We start from the raw sequence: 24,177 nt of genomic DNA on the forward strand, positions 1-24,177 counted from the left end.
GCGGGACCGCCACCAGACCGGTGGAGCGTGTCGGAGGCGACCCCTACGGTGGGGGCCACTCACGGATCGACGAGTGGAGAGGACACGGGTATGAGCACGGACCGGACGGTGGCCGACCTCGTCGTCGAACGACTGGTGGCCTGGGACGTCGAACGGATCTACGTCTACGCCGGGGACGGCAACAACCCCCTGCTCGGAGCGCTGCGCCGCTCCGACATCGCCCCGGCGTTCGGGCGCGCTCGGCACGAGGAGTCCGCCGCGTTCATGGCGGTGGCCGACGCTAAGTACTCGGGCGCGGTCGGCGTGGTGACCTCCACGCAGGGCCCCGGCGCGATGCACCTGATCAACGGGCTGTACGACGCCAAACTCGACAGCGTGCCCGTCGTGGCGCTCGTCGCGCAGCAGCACACCAGTGTGCTCGGCTCCGGCTACCAGCAGGAGATCAACCTCGGCAACGTGTTCGCGGACGTCGCCGGCCCGTACCTGCAGACCGTCTCGTCTGCCGAGCAGGTGCCGCTGGTGCTCGACCGGGCGTTCCGGTCCGCGCTCACGCACCGCACCCCCGTGGTCGTCATCCTTCCCCACGACGTGCAGAACCTGCCGGCGCCGGAGTTCGGTGGCGAGCTCGGCCAGGAGCACGGCGTGGTGGTGACCACGCCCGAGTGGACCCACGGGGTCACCGCGCCGCGTGACGACGACGTGGCCCGCGCCGTAGAAGTCCTGGACGCGGGGGAGCGGATCGCGATCCTGGCCGGGCGCGGGGTGGCCGGGGCGCGCGACGAACTCATGGAGCTGGCCGAGTGCCTGGACGCGGGCGTCACGATGAGCCTGCTCGGCAAACCCTACGTCGACGAATCGTCACCGCTGGTGGGTGGGACCATGGGGCATCTGGGGACGACGGCGAGTGCGCGGATCCTCCAGAACTGCGACACCTTGCTGATCGTCGGTTCGAACGACCCCTGGACGGAGTTCTACCCCGAGCCCGGGCAGGCGCGGGCCGTGCAGATCGACCTGGACCCGGTGCACCTGGCGAACCGATACCCGATCGAGGTGGGCCTGGTCGGCGATGCCGCGCTCGCGCTGCGTGAGCTGCTCGGGCGGGTGGCCGAGAAGGACCGCTCCGCCTGGCGTGGCGACGTCGAGAAATGGGTGCGCCAGTGGCGGGAGATCTCCCGGATGCGCTCCGAGGTGCCCACACGCGGACTCAACCCCGAGCTGGTCGCCCGGCGACTGGCCGACCACATACCGCACGACGCGCGCCTCGCCGTGGACGTGGGCAGCAGTGTCTACCACTACGTGCGGCAGATGGATCTGCCCACCTCCGTGCCTGCTCACCTGTCGTCGACGCTGGCCTCGATGGGCTGCGGTATCCCGTACGCGATCGCCGCCAAGGCCGCCGCACCCGCCAAGCCGGTGGCCGTGCTGGCCGGCGACGGCGCGGTGCAGATGCTCGGTATCAACGAGCTGATCACCGTGGCCGAGGCGTGGCCCGCCTGGGAGGACCCGACCATGGTGATCGTGGTGCTCAGCAACCGCGATCTGGCAGAGGTGAGCTGGGAGCAGCGGGAGAGCGAGTCGCAGCCGCGGTTCGCGCGGTCGCAGGAGGTGCCGGAGTTCGACATGGCCGCCTACGCCGAGCTGCTCGGCCTGCGGGGGGTCCGGGTCGAGGAGCCCGACCAGCTGGTGCCGGCGCTAGAGGAGGCGTTCTCCGCGGACCGGCCCACGGTCATCGACGCGATCACCGATCCGGACGTCCCGCTGCTGCCGCCGTTTCCGCACGGCCGCGAGATGCTCGAGTCGATGCGTACCGGCCTGGAGGCGGAGGGCGCCGCGGGCGAGCACGCCCTCGATCTACTGGAGACATATGCACGGATGGAGGAGGAGCGGTTCACGTGACGGGGACAAACGGACCAGGCCAGCCCGACGAGCCGGACTTCCGGCCCGACGCCGAGGTGGAGCGCACACCGCGTCGCTCGCGCCAGCCCGCGCTGACGGTGCTGGCAGTGGTGGCGATCCTGCTGCTCGTGATGGCGGTGGGGATCTTCGGCGGGATCTTCTAGCCCCGGCGCGGGCGGGCTCGCCCGCGTCCCGGTCGATCGATGAGCTCCCCCGCCAGGACTCGAACCTGAAATGCCTGAACCAAAATCAGGAGTGTTGCCAATTACACCACGGGGGAACGGCCCGCGCGCGGGCCACTCCCCAGTCTGGCATACGAGCACAGCCCCACTGTCGCCTACCTGCTCCCGGATGGGTGGCCTGGCCGCTAACAGCCCACACGGGGGAGTCCGACCCCTGATCGGTCGGCCGCGTTCAATGCTCCGACTAGGCTTTTCCGTCGAGGGAGGCGACACCACATGACAGGTCAGTCGGAAATGACGTCGGCGCCGCGTACCAGGATGTCAGCGGCGAAACGCCGGCAGCAGTTGGTCGAGGTGGGCCGCCGGATTTTCGCCGAGTACGGCTACGACGCGGCCACTGTCGAGGAGATCGCGTCGGTCGCAGGCGTGTCCAAGCCGGTCGTCTACGAGCACTTCGGCGGCAAGGAGGGCCTGTACGCGGTGGTGTGTGACCGCGAGCTGGCCTATCTGGGTGCCGAGATCACCGAGGCATTGGAGGGCGAGGGGTCGCGCCGCCGCATCGAGCGCGCCGCGATGGCGCTGCTTCGCTACGTGGAGGAGCGCACCGACGGGTTCCGGATCCTGGTGCGTGATTCGTCACTGAACAACGGTGGCTCGTATTCGACGCTGCTCAACGACGCCACGGCCAGTGTCACCTACATCCTCGAGGAGGAGTTCGTGGCCCGCGGGTTCGACCCGATCACCACGAACGTCTATGCCCAGGCCCTGGTCGGCATGGTCTCCGGCACCGCGCAATGGTGGCTTGATGAGCGCACTCCGCCCAAGGAGGAGGTGGCCGCGCATATCGTCAATCTCTGCTTCAACGGCCTGTCGCACCTCGATCCCGCGCCGTCGCTCGAGTCAGGTGTCATGGCGAAGTACTCCAGCCGCAGTCATCCGGCCGGCGACTCGGCCGGGCGCGATCTGCGCCCGGGGCCGGCTCGGCCCTGAGCGCAAAGAACGAAGCCCCCGCGGCCCTCGAATAGCGGGCAGCGGGGGCATCCGTGTCAGCAGGTTCGGCAGTCACGGCCTGCCTGAACGGTCGGCCCGAGAATCAGACCTCGTCTGCCACCGGGGCGCTCGAGAGCTTGGCGGCATCGCTGCGTAGACGGAACGAGACGGCGATCATGATCAAACCGACGATCACGCCGAACCAACCGGCGAACGGCAGGAAATTCTCGATGGTCGACGGCCCGAACAGCGCCAGGCCGAGTCCCACCACGGCGATCACAACGCCGACCGCACCCATGATCCACGCGTTGGCGACGACGGTCCGGAGGGTGGACGCGCCGTAGACCAGCAGCGCACCGGAGGCGATCAGCCAGATCGCGAAGAGCAGCACCAGCGCGGTCACGGTGATAGACGGCCAGAACAACACGACCAGGCCGAGCACGATGAAGAGCGCGCCGCCTCCGATGAACAGGCTCGACGAGCCACTGTGTCCGCGCAGCCCCAGGCCCGTGGTGATGGTCATAGCGCCGTCTGCGATCGCGAACGCCGCCACGAGGAACACCGCGAGCATGAGGCTCGAGCCGGGGGCGATCAGCGCGGTGATGCCGAGTGCGAGCGCCAGGACACCGCGGATCAGCTGGACCCACCAATTACGGGTGAGGGACGTGATCATTGCTTCCACCTCTCTGTCAGCGGGCTCTCAGCCCGTACGCCTAGTGATCATGCCCGCAGTTCGGATTTGCGGCAGTCCACTGTGAGGCATTGGACTCTAGTAGGTATCCGCCGGTGTTCGCGGGTGCCAGCAGCGCGCGCCAGCGCCTGCAGGTGGCCGCCGACCCCGACGGGGTGCAGGGCGAGGGCCGCCGGATCAGAGGTTCGCGAAGAAGTCCGCCCAGTAGTAGTCCCAGAACGCCCACAGGATGACGCCCGCCACGGCGAGGAACCACACCACCACCGGGACGAGGTGCCAGCTCTGCAGCGTGCGCACCCAGCGGGCCGCCGTGAGTTTGGCCAGTACGTGCAGCAGTGTGTACCAGAACATGGGGATGGTGGTGGCCCACACCACCATGCACCACGGGCACAGGACCTGGATGGAGAAGATGGACTGGAACGCCAGCCAGTGCACGAACCCGGCGGCGAACGTCAGGCCCAGCAGCGTGCCCACCCAGTACCAGCGGGGCATCCGCACGCCGGACGCGGCGGCGACGCCGATCGCGATCACGATGCCGTACCCGACGAGCCCGATGAACGGGTTGGGGAAGCCGAACGCCGCGCCCTGCTCGGAGTTGATGACGCTCTTGCAGCTCATGAGGATGGAGAAATTGCAGGCCGGCGTGTAGTCCGGGTTCTCCAGCAGCCGGATCTTGTCCAGGCTGAGCTGGAACGACGCGAGCAGCGCGAGCGCGGAGCCGATGGTCAGCAGCACGCCGATCCACCGGTCGGTGAACACTCGCGAGACGACGCCGGAGTGGGCGTCGGCGTCGGTGCCCGCGGCGGGGGCGATCGTCACCGGCTCGGCGGGGGCGCCCGTGGGGTCGTCGTGGGGGGCGTCTGAGGTCTCGCGCATGCGGCAAGCGTACCGATGGCCGATCAGCCCGCGCGCTCCTGCGACGGCGGACGCTGCCCTTGGTGGCCGCGGGAGTGGTCGGCGTAGAACCGCATGTGCGCTGCGGCCGCCGCGTCCCAGGTCAGCGAGGCGGCCAGAGTGCTGCCGTCCCGGGCCCTGACGGGATCGGGGGAGAGTGCCGACTCCAGGCGGTCGGCGAGCTCAGGGATGGACGCGGCGTACTCCACGCAGGTGCCGAACACCTCTCGGAGGATCGGCAGGTCGCGGGCGACCACCGGCCGGCCGGCCGCGAGCGCCTCCATGGCGGCCAGCCCGAAGCCCTCCTTGGTGGAGGGGAAGGCGAAGACGTCGCACGCCGCGACGAGGCCTGGCAGGTCTCCCTCCGGTACCACCCCGAGGACGACGGGGTCGATCCCCAGCTCCACGCACCGCCGGTCGAAGCGCGCGCGGTAGTCGCGGTAGTCGAACAGGGTCTCCCCGCCGGCAAAGACGAGCGAGAGGTCCGGACGCCTCCGGCGCATCAGCGCGAACGCCTCGAGGAGATCGATGCTGCCCTTGCGGGGTTCGATGCCGCCGACGGCCAGCACGTACGGGCCGAGGTCGCTGCGCCACCGTTCGCGGGCGGAGACCGCCCCGGCCCCCGGGCCAGCGACCTGCGCGAAGCGGGCGTGGTCCACGCCGTTGGGGATCACCGTGGGGGACAGTCCCCACCCCCGCCGGACCTCGGTGGCGACGGCGTCGGAGACGCACACGTGCGCGTAGGGGGTGGTGATGGCCTTCTCGTGGCAGTCCACCAGTACGGGGGTGGTGAAGTCGTCGAGGTGGTGGATGGTGCGGATGCACCGGCCGACGGCGTTGGCGCTGATGCAGTCCTGGGCGTGGACGATGTCGAAGCCGTCCGGATCGACGAACTCGCGCAGGGTGGCGATCGAGCGCACGATGCGGTCGGTGACGGACTCGCCTGGGCGATCCGGGAACGGTGCGAGACGGACAGTGACGGCGGGGTCGACCTCTCGGAAGAAGCCGGCATCCGCGCCGCGGGCCAGCGAGTACACCGTCACGGCGGCTCCGGTCCGGGCCAGCGCCTCGGCCAGGTGCAGGGTGTGGACCACGCCTCCGCGCGGTCGGGTCGAGTAGGTGAGCAGGGCTATGCGCACGGCGGGTCCCCTTGCGGTGGCGGCGTGTAGGTCTCGGGTCGTCGCTCCGCGAGGTGGTTGAGGACCCTCCTTGATCGGCGGAGCTTCGTGTCGAGGTCCACCTCGACCCTCGCGATCCCGCCCTTGGACCGGGTGGCCGCGAGGACCTCGCCGCCGGGCCCCACGACCTTGGCCTGGCCGAGGAAGCGGAGGGAGCCCATGACTCCGGTCTGGTTGGAGGCCACCACGAACACCTGGTTCTCGGCGGCCCGCGCGCAGTCGTAGAGGTCGAACAGCCGGGATTGACGGTCCGCGGGGAGTCGCGCGGCGCGGTCGGTCACGCTGGCGGGCCACGCGGACAGGGTGGCCACCACCTGGGCGCCATCGAGGGCGAGCGATCGCGCCGACTCGGGGAAGGTCTTGTCGTAGTCGATGAGCATCCCCAGGCGCCCGACCGGGGTGTCGAACGCGCGGAACGTCTCCCCGGCGGCGTAGTGGGTGCCCTCGTCCACGGGCTGGTGGACCTTCCGGTGGACGCCGAGCACCCCGTCGCCGGTCAGGCAGACGGCGGTGTTGTAGCGCGTCCCGTCTCCGGCCTCGGTGTACCCGATGCAGACGGTCATGTCCCCCGCGGCGGCGGCGATGGCGGCCAGCTCCGGGCCGTCGGGATCGAGCGCCGGCGGGAGGGTCTCGGTCGAGGGCGAACGCAGGTCGCCGAGGTAGCCGCCGAGGGTCGCGTGCGGGAAGACGAGCAGGTCCACGCCGTCGCGGGCGGCGGCGTCGATGATCCCGACGGCCTTGCCGACGCACCGCGGGAGATCCCGTCCGAAGTTCCCGGCCAGCGCCCCCAGGGTCACCGTGCGCATCAGGCGGGGCCCAGCCCCGTGACGGTGCCGGCGACGGCGACGGTCACCTCGCCGTCGGGCCACCGCAGCCTCACCCCGGGCTCGGCGGTGAGGCGACCGCACGCCGCGCTGACCGCCGGCCCCGCGGGTGACGGGGCGGGGGCACGGTCCGTGGTGAGCATGGCGTAGCCCGGGAAGCAGGTGAGCCAGGCGCCGATGCTCGCCCCCCGGGGGCGCGGAATCGCAGCGACGTCGAGTTGGGCACCGGTCCCGGAGGCCTCGGCCAGCATTCCCGCCGTGCCGACGATCCCGGCCATGCTCACGTCCTTGGCGGCGGCGGGTGCGATCTGCGCCACGTGCCCGGAGAGCAGTCGAAGCTCCTCGGAGGTCCGGCTGCTGGAGGAGTCCCACTGCCGCTCGTGGTAGCCCGGGCGCCAGGAACCACCGAGGTCTGCGGTGAGGGACAGGGTGTGGCCGACGCGCCCGCCTCCGGCGGGGACCGGCCGGGAGGTGCGCCCGAGCGCGGTCACCGACAGCGCGGACGGGACACCGACCTGCGTGTGGCCGCCGAGCACGGGTACACCCCAGGCCGCGGCGGCCGCGGCCACGCCCTTGACGATCCGCTCGAGATGGGAGCTGGTCGGCGCGGCGACGGCGTCCAGCAGCCCCACGGGGTCGGCGCCCATGGCCGAGAGATCGCCGAGGTTGACCAGGACCGAACACCACCCCGCCCACTCGGGGTCACGCTCGACCATCGAGGGGAGGATGGCGTCGCACGCCGCGATGAGATCGGTGCCCGGCACCGGCGCCCCGTCGTCACCGCGGAACCCGGTCGCACCGAGGCCACCGGGCTGCCCGGCGAACGGGGACAGGAGTCCCGACAGCAGGGACTTGGTGGAGTCGGCGAGGCGCTGGATCCGGTCGACCGGCCACCTCATCCGGCGGTGGGCGCGACCGGCGACGACCGGCCCCGCCCCGGTGTCGACCCACCCCAGGGAGGTGAACAGCGGCGAGTAGCGGTCCTGGACGGTGGCGTCGAACCGCAGCACACCTCGGGCCTCCACGTGCGCGCAGGCGGAGCGGATCAGGGCTGGGCCGATGCCGCCGGAATGGGCAGTGTCGGCCACGACGAGTCGGCTGCCGGACCACCACCCGATGTCCGGCTGCGCGCACGGCGCGATCCGGACGCCGCCGAGGACCGTGCCGTCGGGGGCGACGGAGACGAGCACCAGAGTGCGGGGATCGGAGTCCACCTCGTCGAGGTCGCTCACGGTGAAGAGCCCCTGGCGGAGTACGAACTCCTCGTGCCGGAGCCGGTGGTAGGCGGCGACGGTACGTGGATCCTCGGCGATCCGCACCACCGGGCCCGGCTCCGCGCGGCGGCCTCCCGCGAGGAGGGACGCGGCGGCCGAGCCCAGGACGGACTCCGCCGTGCGGGTCCGGCCCGGAAGGGCGGGGCCGGTGAGGTCTCGGATTTCGAGCATCGTCTCAGCCCCCGACCGACTGCAGCACGCTGCACGCCCCGCACGCCGCGCAGCCGGCGCGCTGGTCGGCCCCGGCCATCCCGATGCGCCCCAGGTGCGCGCCCACCTCGCGGCTGATGTACTCCACGCGTCGCTGATCGGGGGCGGGTGCCCCGTCGACGTCGACGGCCAGCGTCCCCGACTGGGGGCGGTACGGGACGATGAACGGATAGACGCCCGACTCGGCCAACTCCTTGGCCCCGGCGATCATCTCGTCGGGGTCCTCGCCGAGTCCCACGAGCAGGTAGGTCGAGACCTGGTTGCGTCCGAACACGCGGACCGCCTCGTCCCACGCGGCCCGGTACTCCGCCAGGGGCACTGACGACTTGCCGGGCATCCACCGCCGGCGGACGTCGTCGTCGAGCGACTCGACGTGGATGCCGATCGCGTCGGCACCGGCGTCGCGGAGGTCGGTGAGGACCGCCAGGTCGGCGGGTGGCTCGCACTGGACCTGGATCGGCAGCTCCGGGACGGCCTTTTTGACGGCGCGGACGCAGCGGGCCAGGTGGGCGGCTCCGCGGTCGCGGCCCGCCGAGGTCCCGGTGGTCATGACCATCTGGGTGATCCCGTCCAGGTCCACGGCGGCACGGGCGACCTCGGCAAGTTGCTCGGGTTGCTTGACTGGCACCGTCGTGCCCGCGCGCAGCGACTCCTCGATCGAGCAGAACCGGCAGCGCTCCTCCCGGCGGTAGCGGATGCAGGTTTGCACCACCGTCGTGGCCAGGACGTCCCGGCCGTGGAGGCGCGCGATCTTCTCGTAGGGCACCCCGTCGGAGGTCGTGCGGTCGTAGAACCGGGGTCGGCCGATCGCGGAGATCTCCAGCCCGGTGTCGACGCCGTCACGCAGGACCCGGTCGCCGTCGAAGACGAAGGGGCTGTCGGGATTGCGGGGGATCGCCGCGTCGCGCCCGGAGACGACGAGGTGCCCGTCGTCGCTGGGTCCCGCGCCCCCACTGCGGTGCAACGGAGGGGTGCCCCGGATGCCGAGGAGGGCCAGGTCGACCCGGGTCGAGGTGGATGCCCCGGTGGTGGAGGTGGTCATGATGCCTGTTCCTCTCTGGTGGCGTGACTGCGGGCGATGATGCCCTCGGCCAGGTGGGCCGCGTCGCGGTCGATGCCGAGGAAGCGGCCGGAGCCCCAGGTGTGCATCCAGGGCAGGCCGATGAACGACAGGCCGGGGACCTCCGTCACGCCGCGGGTCTGCATGGGGTGGCCGGCGCCGTCGAACGCGCTGGCCTCGATCCAGCGGTAGTCGGGCCGGTAGCCGATCGCCCAGATGATCGTGGTGATGCCCTCCGCGGCGAGGTCGAGTGACGTCGGGTCGGCCTCGGGTGCCCACACCGGCTCGTACCGCGACGGCGGCGGGGCGTCGATCCCGTGTGCGTCGATGTGTCGGTCGATGTCCGCGCAAATGGAGTTGTACACGCGGTCCGCGGAGTCCAGGGCGTCGGTCAGCGTCGGAGCGAAGCGCAGCCCGGAGTCCCGGCCCGAGGTGAGCGTGCCGTACAACCGCATGCCCTCTGCGGCGAAGCGCCGCAGGTCCACATCGCGTCCGCCGTCGCGGCCGGTGACGTAGTGGTTGGTCTTCTCTTGCGCGGCTTTGCCTCCGGGGTACTGCTGTGCTGGGGTGTCGTACAGGCCCATGTCCGCGAGCCAGGTCATGCAGTCCCGGCCCCGGTAGAACCGCGCGACCCGCGGGGCGCCCCCCACGGCCAGGTGGACCCGGCGCCCGGCCAGGTGCAGGTCCTCGGCGATCTGAGCGCCGGACTGGCCGGAGCCCACCACAAGGACCGCGCCCTCGTCCAGCTGATCGGGGTTGCGGTATTGCTCGGAGTGCAGCTGCGTCACCGCGGGGTCGAGGAACGAAGCGTAGGGCGGGATCACGGGGACCGGGTAGCCGCCGGTAGCCACCACCACCTCGTCCGCGGTGATGGTCCGCTCGCCGATCGGTCCGGCGAGGGTCACCTCGAAGCCGGTGCCGGTCCGGCGGAGCCGGGTGGCCGCCGTGTGCTCGGCGAGCGGCGGGTCGAAGGTCTCCAGCCACCCGTGCAGCCACTCGACCACCTGGTCGCGGGTCATGAACCCGTCGGGATCGGGGCCCTCGTAGTGGTAGCCCGGCAGTCGGCAGTGCCAGTTGGGCGTGACGAGCGTGAACGAGTCCCACCGGGTGTCGGCCCAGGCGTGGACTGCGGTCTGCTTCTCCACCACCAGGTGGTCGACACCCGCAGTGCCGAGGTGGTGGCTCACCGACAGTCCGGCCTGGCCGCCGCCGATGACGAGCACCGGGACATGGGCGACGGGGGAGACCTGCGTGGGGTTCATGGGTGCTCCTGGGGGTCCGGGGCGACGGATCGGAGGTCCGGCGCGGGGGGCTGGGACGCGGAAGGCAGCGGGGGGTGCATGGAGACGACCTCGACGAGGGCGTCCCCGGGGTGGGCCCGGGACGCGGAGGCCACCTGGGCGGCGGTGTCCGCAGCGGAGCTACACAGGAAGCCGTAGCGCGCGCGGACCCGCTCGCCCGCCTCGGTGAGCCCGTCGGTGGCCCGGCGGCGGAACTCGGCCACGCTGAGGCGGTCGCCGACAGTGAGGTGATCGTGGATCACCAGACTGGGGGAGTAGTAGTCCCGGACCGTCCCGTCGGGCCACCGGACGGCGAAGCTCATCTCAGGCACTGGCGAGCGTCCTCTCCTCGGCCGGGTCGCTGACCTCGACCAGCGACCCGTAGACGTCGGGGCGCCGATCGCGCAGGTGGAACATCCCGGCGCGCATGGCCGCGAAGGTCCCCGCCACGTCGACCTCGGCGACCGCCAGGCCCTCGTCGAGGGTGGTGGTGGCCAGGATGTTCCCGCCGGGGTCGACGATCTTGGCGTTGCCGACATACCGCAGGGACCCGAAAGTCCCCGCCTGGTTGGAGGCCACCCAGAACACCTGGTTGTCCAACGCCCGTGCGGAATCGAAGAGGTTGAACCGGTAGGTCCAGCGGTCCTCCTGGAGGTTGGCGGCGGTCGCGGTACGTGCCGCCGGCCACGCGGACAGGGAGGCGATGATCTCGGCGCCCTGCAGTGCCATGACGCGCGCGGCCTCGGGGAACGCCTTGTCGTAACAGATCTGCAGGCCCACCCGCCCGACCGGAGTGTCGAACACCCGGTAGTCGCCGCCGGAGGCGTAGGACATGTTCTCCCCGAGGGGCTGGTGCACCTTGCGGTAGGTGCCGTAGACGCAGGTTCCGTCGAGGACAGCGGCCGCGTTGTAGCGGCTCACCCCGTCGTCGTCGAGTTCGCAGAACCCGATGGCCACCACCAGGTCTCCGATGATCTCCTGCACGCGGGCGATCTCGGGGCCGTCGAGTCGGATGGCGGGGGGCAGCGAGCCGGCGGTGGAGACGGTGTCACCGTGGTTGCCGAGGCTCGAGAGGTAGCCCCCGATGGCTGCCTCGGGAAAGACCAGGAAGTCGACGCCGCTCTCGCGGGCGATCCCTGTGTAGTGGGCGATGGTCCGGTAGTTCTCTTCCAGGTCGCGGCCGAAGTTGGCGGCGACCGAGCCGATGGTCGTCATGACGTCAGACCATGTAGGTGGAGTTGATGATCGCGCCCTTACGGGCGTAGTGGATCAGGGCGTCCTGCACGTCGAGCGGGTGCGCGGGAATCACGCCCTCGATCAGGTCCTCCTCGCGACCGCCGTGGAGTCCGAGCCCGAAGCGGCAGCAGAACACCGTCCCGCCCTCGGAGATGAACGACTCGAGGGACTCGTTGATGTTCTGCTCGCCGGGGAAGCCGGAGTCCCCGGTGGTCGGGAATCCGCGGGTGGCCAGGCAGTTGATCGCGCCGGGCCCGTAGAAGTAGATGGCCGACTCGAATCCCTTGCGCAGCGCGCGGGTGGCCTGGAGGACGGCGACGAAGGAGACGGAGGACTCGTGTGCGATGCCATGCACGAGCGTGAAGTAAGACTCCCCCTCCTCGGCCTTGTAGTCCGGGAAGATCTTGGTGCCGCCGTAGATGTTGGTGCCCTTGGGCAGCGACGGGTGCGGGATCTCCTTGAGGGAGGCGGCGATGTTCTCGGTGATGGTGGTGTCGAACTCGGGCATGGTCGGCTCCTCGGGGACGAGGCCACCGGAGGGGTTCCGGTGACATGGCAGCGAGTACACGCCCGCACCGTTACCGTTGCGTGTCGGTCTGTTACCGGGTGGTTGCGATTGGAACAACGCATCCGTCGCCGACGAAACATTGCGACCGACGCCGCCACCCGGGGGTGGCACTGAGGCGGCTCTGCGCCACGACCGGGTGCGGCACCGTGGCGGCACCACGGGGGTCCTGAGGCTGCTCCGCGCAGCCCGTGGAGTCGCCCCCGCGCTCCGGCGCCGGATGCCGATTACACTGGTGCTTTCCGTGCGGCCACGTCCGCCGCGCCCACCCCACCTGGAGGACTCACACGCGTGACCACCACTGTCAGCAGCCCCACCACCGCCGCGCTGTCCGGTCTGGCCGGTGCGGTCATCTCCAACCCGGCGCTGGCCGACCTGCGCGCGGGCCTGGACCGCGACACCGCGGTGGTGCGCGCGCCGGAGTCGCTGCGCCCGTTCCTGGTGGGCGCGCTGGCCGAGCGCGCGCCGCTGCTGGTGGTCACCGCCACCGAGCGCGAGTGTGAGGAGCTCGTCGACGAGCTGTCGGGGATGTACGACGGCGAGGTGGCGCAGTTCCCGAGCTGGGAGACGTTGCCGCACGAGCGTCTGTCGCCGGCGGCCGACACGATCGGTCGCCGCCTCGAGGTGCTGTCCGCTGTGATGGCCGGACGGGCGCCGAGGATCATCGTCGCGGCGGCGCGATCGGTGGTGCAGCCCATCTCCCCGGCGGCCGCCCGCCGCGAGCCCGTGCGCCTGACCCGGGGCGCCGAGGTCGACCCGACCGACCTCATGGCCCACCTGGCCGAGTTCGCCTACACCCGCGAGGACATGGTCGCCCGCCGCGGTGACATCGCCGTGCGCGGCGGCATCGTGGACGTCTTCCCGACCACGGCCGACCACCCCCTGCGCATCGAGTTCGACGGCGACGAGATCGCCGAGATCCGCGAGTTCTCCGTCGCCGACCAGCGTTCGCTGCCCGACGGCGAGGTCGAGCAGGTCGTGCTGTACCCGTGCCGCGAGCTGCTGCTCGACGACGACGTCCGCACCCGGGCCGGTCAGCTGGCCGCCGAGCATCGCGCCAACCCGACGCTGGCCGAGCTGCTGGACTCGCTGACCGAGGGCATCCCGCGCGACGGCATGGAGGCCCTGACCTCCGTGCTCGTGCCGGGTGAGATGGCCACCCTGCCGATGCTCATGCCCGCCGACACCCGCGTCGTGGTGTGCGACCCGGACAAGGTGCGCCGCCGCGCCGCCGACCTCGCCTCGGCGGGCCGTGAGTTCCTCGAGGCCTCGTGGACCGCCGCGACCATGGGCGGCGACGCCCCCGTCGACAGTGAGACCCTCGACCTGTCCGGCTCGGGCTACCGTACCTTCTCCTCCGTGCGCGAGGAGGCCACCGAGGCGGGCCGCGCCTGGTGGCAGCTCGTCCCGCCCGGATTCCTCACCGACCCCGAGGACGGCCTCGTGGTGACAGTCGAGTCCGGCGACCCGCCCGCCCCGCGCGGCAAGGACTCCGAGATGGAGGCCATGTTCGTGCGGCTGCGCGCGCTCGTCGGCGCCGGCGGCCGGGCCGCGATGGTGGTCCCCGGTCACGGCACCGTCACCCGCATCCTGGACCGCCTGTCCGAAGCCGAGGTCCCCGCCACCGCCGCGCAGGCGGGATCCGAGCCCGCCGACGGGTTCGTGACGGTCTACGAGGCGGTCCTGCACGCCGGGTTCGCGCTCACCGGCGGCGCCGACGGGGCGTCCGGCGACCTCGTCGTCGTCTCCGAAACAGACCTCACCGGCAACCGACTCGGTTCCACGGCGCGCCCCAAGGCCCGCCACTCCAAGCGCCGCAACCAGGTCGACCCGCTCGCCCTCAAGGCCGGCGACCTCGTCGTCCACGACCAGCACGGCATCGGCCGGTTCGTGGAGATGGTCGAGCGGCAGGTGCGCGGCGGCGACAGCTCGTCGCGGCGCGAGTACCTGGTGATCGAGTACGCGCCCGGTAAGCGCGGCGCGGCCGGCGACCGGCTGTACGTGCCGATGGAGTCGCTCGGCCAGCTCAGCCGCTACGTCGGCGGCGAGGCACCGACGCTGTCCAAGATGGGCGGCGCCGACTGGCAGAACACCAAACGCAAGGCCCGTAAGGCCGTCCGCGAGATCGCCACCGAGCTCGTCCAGCTCTACGCCAAGCGGCAGTCCGCGCCGGGGCGCGCCTTCGGGCCGGACACGCCCTGGCAGCGGGAGATGGAGGACGCGTTCCCGTTCACCGAGACCGTCGACCAGCTCAGCGCGATCGAGGAGGTCAAGGGGGACATGGAGAAGTCCGCCCCCATGGACCGCGTCGTGGTGGGCGACGTGGGCTACGGCAAGACCGAGGTCGCCGTGCGCGCCGCGTTCAAGGCCGTCCAGGACGGCACGCAGGTCGCCGTGCTCGTGCCCACCACGCTGCTCGCGCAGCAGCACCTCGCGACGTTCACCGAGCGCATGACCGGGTTCCCCGTGACCATCAAGGGGCTCAGCCGGTTCACCTCGGACGCCGAGGCGAAGGAGGTCCTCAAGGGCCTGGCCGACGGGACGGTCGACGTGGTGATCGGTACACACAGGCTGCTCGCGACCGGCGTGCGGTGGAAGAACCTCGGCCTGGTGATCGTGGACGAGGAGCAGCGTTTCGGCGTGGAGCACAAGGAGCACATCACCTCCCTGCGCACCCACGTCGACGTGCTCACCATGTCCGCGACGCCGATTCCGCGCACGCTCGAGATGTCGCTGGCGGGCATCCGCGAGATGAGCCAGATCCTCACCCCGCCCGAGGAGCGGCTGCCCGTGCTCACGTACGTGGGCGCGTACTCGGACAAGCACGTCGCCGCCGCCATCCGGCGCGAGCTGCTGCGCGAGGGGCAGATCTTCTACGTCCACAACCGGGTGCGGACCATCGACTCGACCGCCGCGAGGATCCGGGACCTCGTGCCCGAGGCGCGCGTGGTGGTGGCGCACGGGCAGATGGGGGAGGAGCAGCTCGAACAGACCGTGGGCGGGTTCTGGAACCGCGAGTACGACGTGCTGGTGTGTACGACCATCGTCGAGACCGGCCTGGACATCTCCAACGCCAACACGCTCATCGTGGACCGCTCCGACCAGCTGGGACTGTCGCAGATGCACCAGCTGCGCGGCCGCGTGGGCCGGTCGCGCGAGCGCGGGTACGCCTACTTCCTCTACGACCCGGAGAAGCCGCTCACCGAGACCGCGTACGACCGGCTCGCGACCATCGCTCAGAACAACGACCTCGGCGCCGGCATGGCCGTGGCCATGAAGGACCTCGAGCTCCGCGGCGCCGGCAACGTCCTGGGTGCCGAGCAGTCCGGCCACATCGCGGGCGTGGGCTTCGACCTCTACATCCGTCTGGTCGGCGAGGCGGTGGAGGCGTACCGTGCGATCGCCGACGGCGAGAAGGTCGAGACCCAGGAGGAGCTCGGTGAGATCCGCATCGAGCTGCCCGTCGACGCGTTCATCCCGCCCGACTATGTGGACGGCGACCGGCTGCGGCTCGAGGCCTACCGCAAGCTCTCGCAGGCGCGCGAGCCCGGCGACATCGACGCCGTCGTGGAGGAACTGCTCGACCGCTACGGGCCCCTGCCGGTGGAGGCCCGCCGCGTGGTGTCCGTGGCGCGGCTGCGGCTCGTCGCGCAGAAGTACCGGGTGCGGGAGATCGTCCTGGCCGGCTCGCGGCTGCGCGTGGGCCCGCTCGACCTGCTGGATTCGCAGCAGATGCGGCTCAAGCGCATGTACCCGGCCGCGCAGTACCGGGCCACGCAGAAGACCGTGCTGCTGCCGCTGCCCAAGGCGGCCGGCGCCCGCGCGGGTGCGGGCGGGGAGAAGGCGCGCGACGACGAGATGCTGCAGTACGCCGCCGATTTCCTCACCGCGATGGCCGGAGACCCGGAGGGTTCGAACCCGGTGATCCAGCCCGAGACCGCGCCGGCCCGATGAGCTCGCGCGGTCCGGCCGCCGACGCCCCCCGTCCCCATCGAGAAGACAGTTCCGCACGAGACCACTCGGCCGATGCGGGCGAGACTGTCTTCTCGACGGCGGTCGGCGACGGAGCGGGCCGCTGCGCGGACTCCTCCGGCGACCGGCTGGCGGAGGCCGTCGCGGTGATGGCCCGCATCCGCCGCGACGGCCGGTGGGAGTCCGCTCAGACCCACGCCTCGCTGCTGCCATACCTGATCGAGGAGTCGTGGGAGCTGGTCGACGCGGTGGCCGACGACGACCGCGATGAACTGGTCTCCGAGCTCGGTGACCTGCTGCTCCAGGTGCTGTTCCACGCCGCGATCGGTGCTGAGCGCGGCGACGCGCCCTTCGATATCCAGGACGTCGCGGGCGCGCTCCTGGACAAGCTCCGCCGCCGCGCGCCGTACTGGTTTGACGACGACGACAACGACGCCGCCCGCGTCCCGTCGGCAGCGGCCGTGGACGCGGACGAGCAGGATCGGCTGTGGCAGAAGGCCAAGGCCGCCGAACGGGTGGGCCGTCCGCCCCGCGGCGTGGTCGAGGGCATCTCGTGGGATATGCCGGCGTTGGCGCTGGGGCAGAAGGTGCTGTCGCGCGTCCGCTCCGCCGGCATCCCCGACGATCTGGTGCCCGCCGAGATGACGGTCGTGTACATCGATTCCACCGCCGGGGCCTCGGGCTCTGCGGAGGTCGAGTACCGGCAGGTGATCCGTCGCTTCGCGGGCACCGTTCGTGTCGCCGAGTCGCGGCTCCCGGTACCCGTCGCCGACGCCACGGACGCCGACTGGCGCGCGGCCTGGCCCGTCTGAGGCACTCCTCCGCAGCCGCAGCCGCAGCCGCAGCCGCAGCCGCTACCGCCGACCGCCGACGCCCCGCGCGCTCACCGCTCGCCGCTCTCCCGACCCCCGCCTGGCGCGCCGCTCTCCCGACCCCCGCCTGGCGCGCCGCTTGCCCGACCGGCGTGCGCCGAGTGGTCGAAGCCGATCACATCGCCCCTGGACGGGGTCTGAGGATCCCTGCAGGTGTGACCAGTCGCTGAGCCGCAGCGGCGCTGCCTAACCGCTTCCTTATACCAACGTCCCCGTGCGTGCTCGCCTCGGCCCGACGGGGCGGTCTGCTGTTCGATGGCGCAGGTCACATGTGCGCTATGCCCCCAGCCTGGCGGCGGTGTTTTTTGCGCGCTGGTGCAAGAGTGTGGCGCTGTGCGCTCGATGGATGGTCATCCATAACGCAACCTGAGCACTGCGACTCGTTTGGTCTTTTCCTCCATCGGCGGGCCGATTATCCGGCCCGGTTCGTGGGTCGAACCGGCCGCTCGTTGGACGCTCCGACAACCGGAGATTCTCAGTTTCCTCCCAACTTCACTATGCTCGACACGTTGGTCAGATAAGTGAAGAGCGAAAGGGCAGAGAAATTTGCTGGAATACACTGCGCTGAGCGCTACTGCTGTCGTTCTCCTTCTGCTGCTGTTCTACGGCGGGACGATGGTCATGTCCATGCGGATCGCGCGCAAGGACGAGAACGCGGATAACTACATGACTGCTGGTCACAAGATCGGCTTCGGGATCTCGGCGGCGTCGATGACCGCGACCTGGATCTGGGCGTCGTCGATGTACGCCTCGGTGAACTCGGGCTACCTCTACGGCGTGTCGGGCCCGATCCACTACGGGCTCTGGGGTGCCCTGATGATCCTGTTCATCTACCCCTTCGGCCGCCGGATCCGGAAGGTCGCCCCGCAGGCTCACACGCTCGCGGAGGTCATGTTCGCTCGCCACGGCCGGTCCTCCCAGCTCATGCTGGCGGGATCCAACATCCTCGGTTCCGTCATCTCGTTGACGTCGAACTTCATCGCTGGTGGCGCACTGATCTCCATGCTGAGCCCGTTCAGCTTCATCCAGGGCGTGATCGTGATCGCCGCCGGCGTGCTGCTGTACACGCTGTGGTCGGGCTTCCGCGCCTCGGTGCTCACGGACTTCGCGCAGGTGCTGGCGATGCTCGGCGCGGTGGTCATCATCGTGCCGGCCATGTTCTTCTTCCTCGGCGGCACTGAACTCTTCGAGACCGGCGCCCAGAACCTCACCCAGCAGCAGCAGTCGTTCTTCTCGTCGGAGGCGTTCCTCAACCAGGGCGCGCCGTACATCGCGGCGGTGTTGGCGTACGCGATCGGTAACCAGACCATCGCGCAGCGGCTGTTCGCGGTGCGGGAGGACCTCATCAAGCCGACGTTCATCACGGCGACGGTCGGCTACGGCGCCACGATCATCGGCATCGGCATGATCGGTGTGCTCGGGCTCTACGCGGGCATCCAGCCGGTGGAGGGCGATCCCAACAACCTGCTCCCGCAGGTCGCGGCGGAGTACCTGCCGGGCGTGCTGGTCGCGGTGTTCTTCATCATGATCATCGGGTCGCTGTCGTCGACTGCGGACTCGGATCTGGCGGCCATGTCCTCGATCGCGATGACGGATATGTACGGGCAGAGCATGCGCAGTCGGGGCCAGATCCCCAATCCGCGGATGATGCTGACGATCGGCCGGGTGACGATGATCCTGGCGACGGTCGCGGCTCTGTTCTTCGCCAACATGCGGTTCAACATCCTCGACCTGCTGGTGTTCGTGGGTGCGCTGTGGGGCGCGCTGGTCTTCCCGGTGATCGCGAGCTTCTACTGGAAGAAGGTCACCAACTCGGCGTTCACGGTGTCGGTGATCGTGGCGCTGGCGGCGTTCCTGCCGACGCGCTTCGGGCTCGTCCCGGACACGGGCGTGCTGCCTGTCGTGACGGAGGCGCTGGCCGTGGTCGGCGTGGCGGTGGTGCTGGGCCTGATGGTCTTCGGCTTCCTCGGGTTGCGGGTGGCGTTGATCGTCGGCGCGGTCGGTGGGCTGGCCAGTGCGCCGTTCATCTTCGGCTTCCTGCGTGACTACGACACGCTGACCGCCTCGCTGGTGGCGTACGCGGTGAGCACGCTGGTGTGTGCTGGCATGTCGTTCCGTAGCTCGACGAATTTCGACTTCGCCACGATCGCGCGGGACACCGCCGATTACGACACCGAGGAGGTCGCAGAGATTCTCGAGGCGGAGTCCGACGCGGCGGAGACCGCCGACGTCGGTGACGAGTCCGAGGTGGTCACCGCCGGTAGGGACCGTCGCCGGCGCGATGACGACGACAACGACGACGACGACCTCGTTCGCGTCTGAGAAGGAGGACGACTACTCATGTCACCGATCTTGCTGACGATCTATGTGCTCATCTGGCCTGTCTTGGTGGCGGGCACCCTGGCGGTGATCGTGCGGGGCTTCGTCAAGGAGGCCGCGGAGGCCAAGAGGGAAGGCGCCCCGATCATTTAACGCCCGCGCACGCGAGGCGAGCGCCCGCGAGTCCACGGCCCCCGGTCGGCAGTCGCAGATCGGGGGCCGTGTCGTGTCGGGGCTGACCGGCCGCCGTCGAGTCGGGCCAGGGGTCGAGCCGGTGCACACACATCGAGGACAGCTTCGTATCCTGCCTTCCAAGCAGGGGCCCTTCGTATTGCGTGTTCGAATTTTTCGTTTTACCCTTGTCTATGGCTGCCATGAAAAATCACACCGTGCTTCCGTCGGATGCTGACGAGCAAGAGACGCTTCTTGGCTTGCAAGAGGCATTGGCTGGTGGGCGAGCGGTGTCAATATCGACAGAGGATGGCACGTTCGGGCTCACCGAAAGTGTGCGGTCGGTACTCGTCGATGCCGTGACGGCGTTGGCTCACGGGCAGGCCGTGACCGTAGAGCCACAGCGGACAACCCTGACGACTCAGGAAGCAGCTGAGCGCCTGGGAATCTCCAGACCGACACTGGTCAGATTATTGGAGCAGGGAAGAATTCCGTACACGACTCCGGGGCGGCACCGGCGAGTAAAGCTGGCGGATGTGCTCGCGTTTCAAGAGCGTGAGCGTGAACGTCGGGGCCGGGTGCTCCGCGAGATGGCCCGCGAGGAAGAACCAGACCCGGAAGAGGCTGGAGACGGCTTCACCAGAACCCGCTGACCGGCGTCGGAAATGGTTGGATTCCGAGTAGTTCTCGACGCCTGCGTGATGCTGCCGCAGACGCTCAACAACCTTTTGCTCACGCTTGCGGATGCCGAACTTTTCGTTCCGGTATGGACTCCGGATCTGCTCGAGGAAGTGGAGCGGAATCTCACCGGCTCCAGGTTTGGGAAGACACCAGAGCAGGCGAAGCGGCGTGTTCTGCGCATGCGAACTGCATTCCCATTCGCCGAGGAGTTTTCCAGCGGGTACCGCGAACTGATTTCGTCGATGGTTAACGATCCCAAGGATCGCCACGTCTTAGCGGCAGCCGTTCGGTCCGGAGCGGGCCTGATAGTCACGGCGAACCTCAAGGACTTCCCGAGAAGCGCGCTCGAGAAGTTCGATGTGGAAGCGATCCACCCCGACGAGTTTCTCTGCGACCTTCTCGATCTCCATACCGGCATTGTGTTCGAGTGCATGGAGGTGGTAGTGACGAGGAATGCGCACCCTCCTCGCACGGTCGGAGAGCTCCTCGTATCCCTCGAGCGGCAGGTGCCACGATTCGTCGACGCCGTCCGGAGGCATCTCATCGCTCCGGACGAACCGTCAGGGGAGTCGATGGGTGCCGCTGACCTCGCGCCGCACGAGTTCGTCGAGTTGGACGACGAGCAACTAAAGACCCTCTCGCCTGACGCGAGAGAAGCCTACGAACGTCTACGGACAATGGACCATGCGGAGCGGGTGCGGTTTCTCGGGCACGTCAAGTTGGTCGAAGCCGCGTGGGCGTTCCTGAGCCCGGTTTGTGTAGATGGTGACCTCCGTTCGGTATGGCCGAATGTGCATCCCGACCTGAGGCTGGCACTCACTCAACAGTGGGTTCGCGACAACCAGCGCTCCATCGAGGCCGACGGTTTCGACGAACAGGCTGTCGCGGAAGCACTATCCAACGCGACGTCGGAACACCCCCTGTGGGTGCACTTCGAACGCGTTCACGTGCGCTCTCTTCGAGAACTCGTTCCGCCTCCCGCGACGTGGGGAATTGGAGCGTCAACACGGTTGGTCGGCCCCGACTTGGAAGTTCTCTATGTCCATGACACCTCAACGCTGGAGGACGGCGTCTGGGAGCCCAACACGCCTCGGCACGTCTTCCCGATCCTCATGAATCTAGTCGAGGGGCGATGGCTTGTGCGCAATCTCGGACCCGAAGCCGATCCCACCGGTGCGATTTGATCGATCCGAAGCGGGGTTAAGCCAGGAGTGATCGGTCGACCTCGTCCCACGAGCTGGCGCCACACAGGGAGAGGGTGAGGTCGATCTCGGCGAGGAGGTTGTCGAGCACCTCGCCGACGCCCCGTTCGCCCGCGATGGCCAGGCCGTAGATGTGGGGCCGCCCGATCGTCACCGCGTTCGCCCCGCAGGCCATGGCCTTGACGACGTCGGTGCCGTTGCGGATGCCGGAGTCGAGCAGCACGGTCGGCTCGGGTCCGACGGCCTCGCGGATGCGGACGAGGGCGTCGAGGGTGCCGATCGATCCGTCGACTTGGCGGCCGCCGTGGTTGGAGACCATCACCGCGTCGACGCCCGAGTCGAAGGCCTGCCGGGCGTCGTCCGGGTGCAGGACGCCCTTGAGGACGATCGGCAACCGGGTCCGGTCCCGCAGGGCCGCGAGGTGCTCCCAGCTCAGCGCCGGGTTGGAGAAGGTGTCGAGGAAGGTCTGCACGGCGGCGCGTGTCTCGGGCGCGCGCAGGTTGTCGAGCAGTCGGCCGGGGCGGTTCCGCGCCATCTCCAGCAGCGTCAGCGCGGCCCGTGGGGTGACCTTGATGGCGTCGGGGTCCGCGCCGGGGCCGGCCGCGGCCTCGCGCGCGACCCGTTCGGCCACCATCTCGGTGAAGCGCGGGTCGGAGACGTACTGGGCGATGCCGACTCCGCGGGTGAACGGCAGTGATCCGAGGTCGAGGTCCCAGGGCCGCCAGCCGAGGGTGGTGGTGTCGAGGGTGACGACCAGGGCACCGGCGTCGATCGCCTCGGCGCGGGCGATGAAGCTGTCGACGAGCTGCTCGTCGCTGCTCCAGTACAGCTGGTACCAGCGTGGGCCGCCGGCCATCGCGCGGGCGGTCTCCTCCATCGGCGAAGAACCCTGGGAGGACAGGATGTACGGGATCCCGCGCTGTGCGGCGGCCCGCCCGACCATGAGGTCCGCCTCGCGGCGGACCAGTCCGGCCGCGCCGATGGGGGCGACGAGCACCGGGGCGGGGAGTCTCTGCCCGAGCACGGTGGTCGCCAGGTCCCGCCGGGAGGTGTTGCGCAGCATGCGGGGGACGAGTGGGCGACGGTCGAAGGCCTCGCGATTGGCGTCCATGGTCGTCCCGGAGCCGGCGCCGCCGTAGATGTAGGCCCACGCCTTGGCGCCGCCGGGCCGACGCAGGAGCGCGCGTCGGGCTGCGGCTTCGACTTTCTCGGCGCTGGTCGGAACCGTGGGCGTGATGCCGGAGATGCCGGAGCGGTAGATGACGTTCTGTCGCGCGCGGCCGAGGGGGTCCGGCGCGGGGCTGGCTGTGGCGGGGGTCACTGAGTCTGCCGTCATAGCGGTGAGCGTACTGCGGGCGGGTCGACGGCAGAGCGAGAGGAGCTAACCCTCGCTACTGCCGGGCCGGCGACGTCAAGAAAATCAGCGCACCATCGCGGTCGAGGACGCCTCGCCCAGCGTGGCCACCGAGCCGATGGCCTCGAAGCCGAACCGCTCGTAGAGGCGTCGGCTGCCAGGGGTGGTGGCCTCCAGAAACGCGAGCGGGGTCGGGGAGCGGTCGACGATGGCCAGTCGGTGCTCGAGAAGGGCTGTCCCGACGCCCTTGCCCCGGGCCTCGGGCCCGGCGCCGATGTCGCGCAGGTACCAGTGCGGTGCGGTGGGCCGGTAGGCCTCGATCTGCAGGGTGTGGCGGGCGCCCCGGCCGATGGGCAGCCGACCGAGGACCCAGCGGGTCCCGCCCGTGATCGCCCGTCGGACCGTGGCCAGCGCGCCCGGGTCGGCAGGGGGTTCCCACAGGAGAGCTCCGACCACCTCGCCGTCGTCGACCGCCACGTCCACCCATCCGGGGCGCCGCCGTACGCGACGGCGGTAGTACGCGGCGAGCTTCGCCAGCCGGGTCTCGTCCACCGGCAGGGTGATCGACCACGCGGGGTCGTCGCGGAACGCCTCGCTGAGGATGCGGGCCACCGCAGGGGCGTCGGCGCGGGTGGCTGTGCGGACTGTCACCATGGGCGGGCTTTCTGACGAGGTGGGCGGGTGAGGAGCGTGGCGCGGTACGTGTGGGCGCGGTCAGCGCTCTAGGTGAGCTGCACGGTCGTCAGGCAGGTGAGATCGTCGGCGCCGGTGGCGATCGGTGTGCTCGCGGCTTTGCCGTCGTGCTCGATGTGGATCGTTCCGGTGATGTCGCGGGGGAGCCAGAGGCCGACGAAGCCGTTGTCGTAGGTGGTGCGGGTCTCGTCGAGGATCGTCCGGCCCGCGGCGTCGGTGACGGTGACGTCGACGGATTCGCCGGGCATCTCGCCCAGGCAGGTGGTCAGGCTGTGGAAGGTGCAGTCGTGGGTTTCGGCCTCGTACGGCGCGACGGAGAGGTAGAACGTGTCGTCCGGCATCGGCAGGGTCGCGGTGGAGCCCCCGGTGGTGTCGGTGAGCACGAGCTCGGTCGGTTGGACCGACGCGATGAGTGTGTCCGGGCGGTCGGAGACTGCCATCGTGTCGAGGTGCTCGACGACCTCGGTGGCGTCCATGCCGGCCAGCCCGTGCTGCTCGAGGACGGTCGATCCGGGCTGCGTGCTGCCGCAGGCGGAGAGGGCGAGCGCGCTCGCGGTCAGGGCCGCGGCCAGCGCGCGGTGTCGCGGGGCGAATGTGGTGGTCATCGGTGGCGGCTCCTCGTTTGTACTCGCA

22 protein-coding genes and 1 tRNA gene are annotated in these 24,177 nt (G+C 70.1%); 9 read left to right on the plus strand and 14 right to left on the minus strand.

Features of this window, described 5'->3' with window-relative positions:
* Positions 1 to 90: 90 nt before the first annotated feature.
* Together DPA01S_RS02760 and DPA01S_RS16685 are read left to right on the plus strand one after the other, a co-directional pair.
* On the plus strand, positions 91 to 1,896 hold the full coding sequence (locus DPA01S_RS02760; protein ID WP_061913860.1) for a thiamine pyrophosphate-requiring protein: 1,806 nt from the start codon (positions 91 to 93) through the stop codon (positions 1,894 to 1,896).
* A complete protein-coding gene (locus tag DPA01S_RS16685) occupies positions 1,893 to 2,060 on the plus strand; it encodes a hypothetical protein (RefSeq protein ID WP_157076954.1) in 168 nt (55 codons plus the stop codon). The genes DPA01S_RS02760 and DPA01S_RS16685 overlap by 4 nt, the downstream gene beginning before the upstream one ends.
* Positions 2,061 to 2,104: 44 nt before the next feature.
* Here DPA01S_RS16685 and DPA01S_RS02765 read toward each other — a convergent pair.
* Positions 2,105 to 2,176, minus strand: a tRNA-Gln gene (locus tag DPA01S_RS02765).
* A 220-nt stretch (positions 2,177 to 2,396) separates the two neighbouring features.
* Here DPA01S_RS02765 and DPA01S_RS02770 point away from each other — a divergent pair.
* Positions 2,397 to 3,068, plus strand: a complete 672-nt coding sequence (locus tag DPA01S_RS02770; protein WP_061913931.1) for a TetR/AcrR family transcriptional regulator — start codon at positions 2,397 to 2,399, stop codon at positions 3,066 to 3,068.
* A 103-nt stretch (positions 3,069 to 3,171) separates the two neighbouring features.
* On the opposite strand, the gene DPA01S_RS02775 is transcribed toward DPA01S_RS02770, so the two are convergent.
* From DPA01S_RS02775 to DPA01S_RS02820, 10 genes are all read right to left on the minus strand, one after another.
* Positions 3,172 to 3,741 (minus strand): HdeD family acid-resistance protein, encoded by a 570-nt coding sequence (locus tag DPA01S_RS02775; protein WP_061913862.1) that lies wholly within the window; start codon positions 3,739 to 3,741, stop codon positions 3,172 to 3,174.
* Positions 3,742 to 3,936: 195 nt separating this feature from the next.
* Positions 3,937 to 4,635: a vitamin K epoxide reductase family protein gene (locus DPA01S_RS02780; RefSeq protein ID WP_061913864.1), complete on the minus strand. Its 699-nt coding sequence runs from the start codon at positions 4,633 to 4,635 to the stop codon at positions 3,937 to 3,939.
* Between the two features lie 23 nt (positions 4,636 to 4,658).
* Positions 4,659 to 5,792, minus strand: a complete 1,134-nt coding sequence (locus DPA01S_RS02785; RefSeq protein WP_061913866.1) for an MSMEG_0565 family glycosyltransferase — start codon at positions 5,790 to 5,792, stop codon at positions 4,659 to 4,661.
* Positions 5,783 to 6,637, minus strand: coding sequence for a carbon-nitrogen hydrolase family protein (locus DPA01S_RS02790; RefSeq protein WP_061913868.1), 855 nt, complete (start codon positions 6,635 to 6,637; stop codon positions 5,783 to 5,785). The genes DPA01S_RS02785 and DPA01S_RS02790 overlap by 10 nt, the downstream gene beginning before the upstream one ends.
* On the minus strand, positions 6,637 to 8,100 hold the full coding sequence (locus tag DPA01S_RS02795) for an MSMEG_0567/sll0787 family protein (protein ID WP_083961547.1): 1,464 nt from the start codon (positions 8,098 to 8,100) through the stop codon (positions 6,637 to 6,639). Before DPA01S_RS02795 ends, DPA01S_RS02790 begins: the two co-directional genes overlap by 1 nt.
* Positions 8,101 to 8,104: 4 nt before the next feature.
* Positions 8,105 to 9,181, minus strand: a complete 1,077-nt coding sequence (locus tag DPA01S_RS02800) for an MSMEG_0568 family radical SAM protein (protein WP_061913870.1) — start codon at positions 9,179 to 9,181, stop codon at positions 8,105 to 8,107.
* Positions 9,178 to 10,461, minus strand: coding sequence for an MSMEG_0569 family flavin-dependent oxidoreductase (locus tag DPA01S_RS02805; protein ID WP_061913872.1), 1,284 nt, complete (start codon positions 10,459 to 10,461; stop codon positions 9,178 to 9,180). Before DPA01S_RS02805 ends, DPA01S_RS02800 begins: the two co-directional genes overlap by 4 nt.
* Positions 10,458 to 10,802, minus strand: a complete 345-nt coding sequence (locus tag DPA01S_RS02810) for an MSMEG_0570 family nitrogen starvation response protein (RefSeq protein WP_311200972.1) — start codon at positions 10,800 to 10,802, stop codon at positions 10,458 to 10,460. The genes DPA01S_RS02805 and DPA01S_RS02810 overlap by 4 nt, the downstream gene beginning before the upstream one ends.
* Position 10,803: 1 nt before the next feature.
* Positions 10,804 to 11,694, minus strand: a complete 891-nt coding sequence (locus tag DPA01S_RS02815; protein WP_061913876.1) for a carbon-nitrogen hydrolase family protein — start codon at positions 11,692 to 11,694, stop codon at positions 10,804 to 10,806.
* Positions 11,695 to 11,698: 4 nt separating this feature from the next.
* Positions 11,699 to 12,223: an MSMEG_0572/Sll0783 family nitrogen starvation response protein gene (locus DPA01S_RS02820; protein WP_061913878.1), complete on the minus strand. Its 525-nt coding sequence runs from the start codon at positions 12,221 to 12,223 to the stop codon at positions 11,699 to 11,701.
* 348 nt (positions 12,224 to 12,571) lie between these two features.
* Here DPA01S_RS02820 and mfd point away from each other — a divergent pair, with 348 nt between their 5' ends.
* From mfd to DPA01S_RS02840, 6 genes are all read left to right on the plus strand, one after another.
* Positions 12,572 to 16,234 (plus strand): transcription-repair coupling factor, encoded by a 3,663-nt coding sequence (gene mfd, locus DPA01S_RS02825; protein WP_061913880.1) that lies wholly within the window; start codon positions 12,572 to 12,574, stop codon positions 16,232 to 16,234.
* On the plus strand, positions 16,231 to 17,064 hold the full coding sequence (locus DPA01S_RS02830; RefSeq protein ID WP_061913882.1) for a MazG nucleotide pyrophosphohydrolase domain-containing protein: 834 nt from the start codon (positions 16,231 to 16,233) through the stop codon (positions 17,062 to 17,064). Before mfd ends, DPA01S_RS02830 begins: the two co-directional genes overlap by 4 nt.
* Positions 17,065 to 17,670: 606 nt before the next feature.
* Entirely contained in the window at positions 17,671 to 19,446 is a 1,776-nt protein-coding gene (locus DPA01S_RS02835; protein WP_198150706.1) for a sodium:solute symporter family protein, read from the plus strand.
* A gap of 18 nt (positions 19,447 to 19,464) precedes the next feature.
* Entirely contained in the window at positions 19,465 to 19,596 is a 132-nt protein-coding gene (locus DPA01S_RS17185) for a putative transporter small subunit (RefSeq protein ID WP_007631220.1), read from the plus strand.
* Positions 19,597 to 19,808: 212 nt separating this feature from the next.
* The gene (locus tag DPA01S_RS16220; protein WP_083961550.1) at positions 19,809 to 20,267 is read left to right on the plus strand and encodes a helix-turn-helix domain-containing protein; all 459 of its coding nucleotides are present in this window, start codon (positions 19,809 to 19,811) and stop codon (positions 20,265 to 20,267) included.
* 12 nt (positions 20,268 to 20,279) lie between these two features.
* Entirely contained in the window at positions 20,280 to 21,479 is a 1,200-nt protein-coding gene (locus DPA01S_RS02840; RefSeq protein WP_061913884.1) for a PIN domain-containing protein, read from the plus strand.
* A gap of 16 nt (positions 21,480 to 21,495) precedes the next feature.
* Here the strand turns inward: DPA01S_RS02840 and DPA01S_RS02845 are convergent, their stop codons facing one another.
* The 3 genes from DPA01S_RS02845 to DPA01S_RS02855 form a co-directional block, all read right to left on the minus strand.
* Positions 21,496 to 22,833: an alpha-hydroxy-acid oxidizing protein gene (locus tag DPA01S_RS02845; RefSeq protein ID WP_061913886.1), complete on the minus strand. Its 1,338-nt coding sequence runs from the start codon at positions 22,831 to 22,833 to the stop codon at positions 21,496 to 21,498.
* 84 nt (positions 22,834 to 22,917) lie between these two features.
* Complete coding sequence (locus tag DPA01S_RS02850) at positions 22,918 to 23,505, minus strand: GNAT family N-acetyltransferase (RefSeq protein ID WP_061913888.1); 588 nt, start codon at positions 23,503 to 23,505, stop codon at positions 22,918 to 22,920.
* 68 nt (positions 23,506 to 23,573) lie between these two features.
* On the minus strand, positions 23,574 to 24,149 hold the full coding sequence (locus DPA01S_RS02855) for a CueP family metal-binding protein (protein ID WP_174705748.1): 576 nt from the start codon (positions 24,147 to 24,149) through the stop codon (positions 23,574 to 23,576).
* Positions 24,150 to 24,177: the final 28 nt, after the last annotated feature.

Origin of the sequence: Dietzia papillomatosis NBRC 105045 (genome assembly GCF_001570845.1) — a bacterium.
Lineage (GTDB): Bacteria > Actinomycetota > Actinomycetes > Mycobacteriales > Mycobacteriaceae > Dietzia > Dietzia cinnamea.

Bases quoted from the DNA above. Each gene is read 5' to 3' on its own strand.
- DPA01S_RS02760 (WP_061913860.1), top strand. From the start codon at position 91: ATGAGCACGGACCGGACGGTGGCCGACCTCGTCGTCGAACGACTGGTG.
- DPA01S_RS02770 (WP_061913931.1), top strand. From the start codon at position 2,397: ATGTCAGCGGCGAAACGCCGGCAGCAGTTGGTCGAGGTGGGCCGCCGG.
- DPA01S_RS02775 (WP_061913862.1), bottom strand. From the start codon at position 3,741: ATGATCACGTCCCTCACCCGTAATTGGTGGGTCCAGCTGATCCGCGGT.
- DPA01S_RS02780 (WP_061913864.1), bottom strand. From the start codon at position 4,635: ATGCGCGAGACCTCAGACGCCCCCCACGACGACCCCACGGGCGCCCCC.
- DPA01S_RS02790 (WP_061913868.1), bottom strand. From the start codon at position 6,637: ATGCGCACGGTGACCCTGGGGGCGCTGGCCGGGAACTTCGGACGGGAT.
- DPA01S_RS02795 (WP_083961547.1), bottom strand. From the start codon at position 8,100: ATGCTCGAAATCCGAGACCTCACCGGCCCCGCCCTTCCGGGCCGGACC.
- DPA01S_RS02800 (WP_061913870.1), bottom strand. From the start codon at position 9,181: ATGACCACCTCCACCACCGGGGCATCCACCTCGACCCGGGTCGACCTG.
- DPA01S_RS02805 (WP_061913872.1), bottom strand. From the start codon at position 10,461: ATGAACCCCACGCAGGTCTCCCCCGTCGCCCATGTCCCGGTGCTCGTC.
- DPA01S_RS02810 (WP_311200972.1), bottom strand. From the start codon at position 10,802: ATGAGCTTCGCCGTCCGGTGGCCCGACGGGACGGTCCGGGACTACTAC.
- DPA01S_RS02815 (WP_061913876.1), bottom strand. From the start codon at position 11,694: ATGACGACCATCGGCTCGGTCGCCGCCAACTTCGGCCGCGACCTGGAA.
- DPA01S_RS02820 (WP_061913878.1), bottom strand. From the start codon at position 12,223: ATGCCCGAGTTCGACACCACCATCACCGAGAACATCGCCGCCTCCCTC.
- DPA01S_RS02830 (WP_061913882.1), top strand. From the start codon at position 16,231: ATGAGCTCGCGCGGTCCGGCCGCCGACGCCCCCCGTCCCCATCGAGAA.
- DPA01S_RS17185 (WP_007631220.1), top strand. From the start codon at position 19,465: ATGTCACCGATCTTGCTGACGATCTATGTGCTCATCTGGCCTGTCTTG.
- DPA01S_RS16220 (WP_083961550.1), top strand. From the start codon at position 19,809: ATGGCTGCCATGAAAAATCACACCGTGCTTCCGTCGGATGCTGACGAG.
- DPA01S_RS02840 (WP_061913884.1), top strand. From the start codon at position 20,280: ATGGTTGGATTCCGAGTAGTTCTCGACGCCTGCGTGATGCTGCCGCAG.
- DPA01S_RS02845 (WP_061913886.1), bottom strand. From the start codon at position 22,833: ATGACGGCAGACTCAGTGACCCCCGCCACAGCCAGCCCCGCGCCGGAC.
- DPA01S_RS02850 (WP_061913888.1), bottom strand. From the start codon at position 23,505: ATGGTGACAGTCCGCACAGCCACCCGCGCCGACGCCCCTGCGGTGGCC.
- DPA01S_RS02855 (WP_174705748.1), bottom strand. From the start codon at position 24,149: ATGACCACCACATTCGCCCCGCGACACCGCGCGCTGGCCGCGGCCCTG.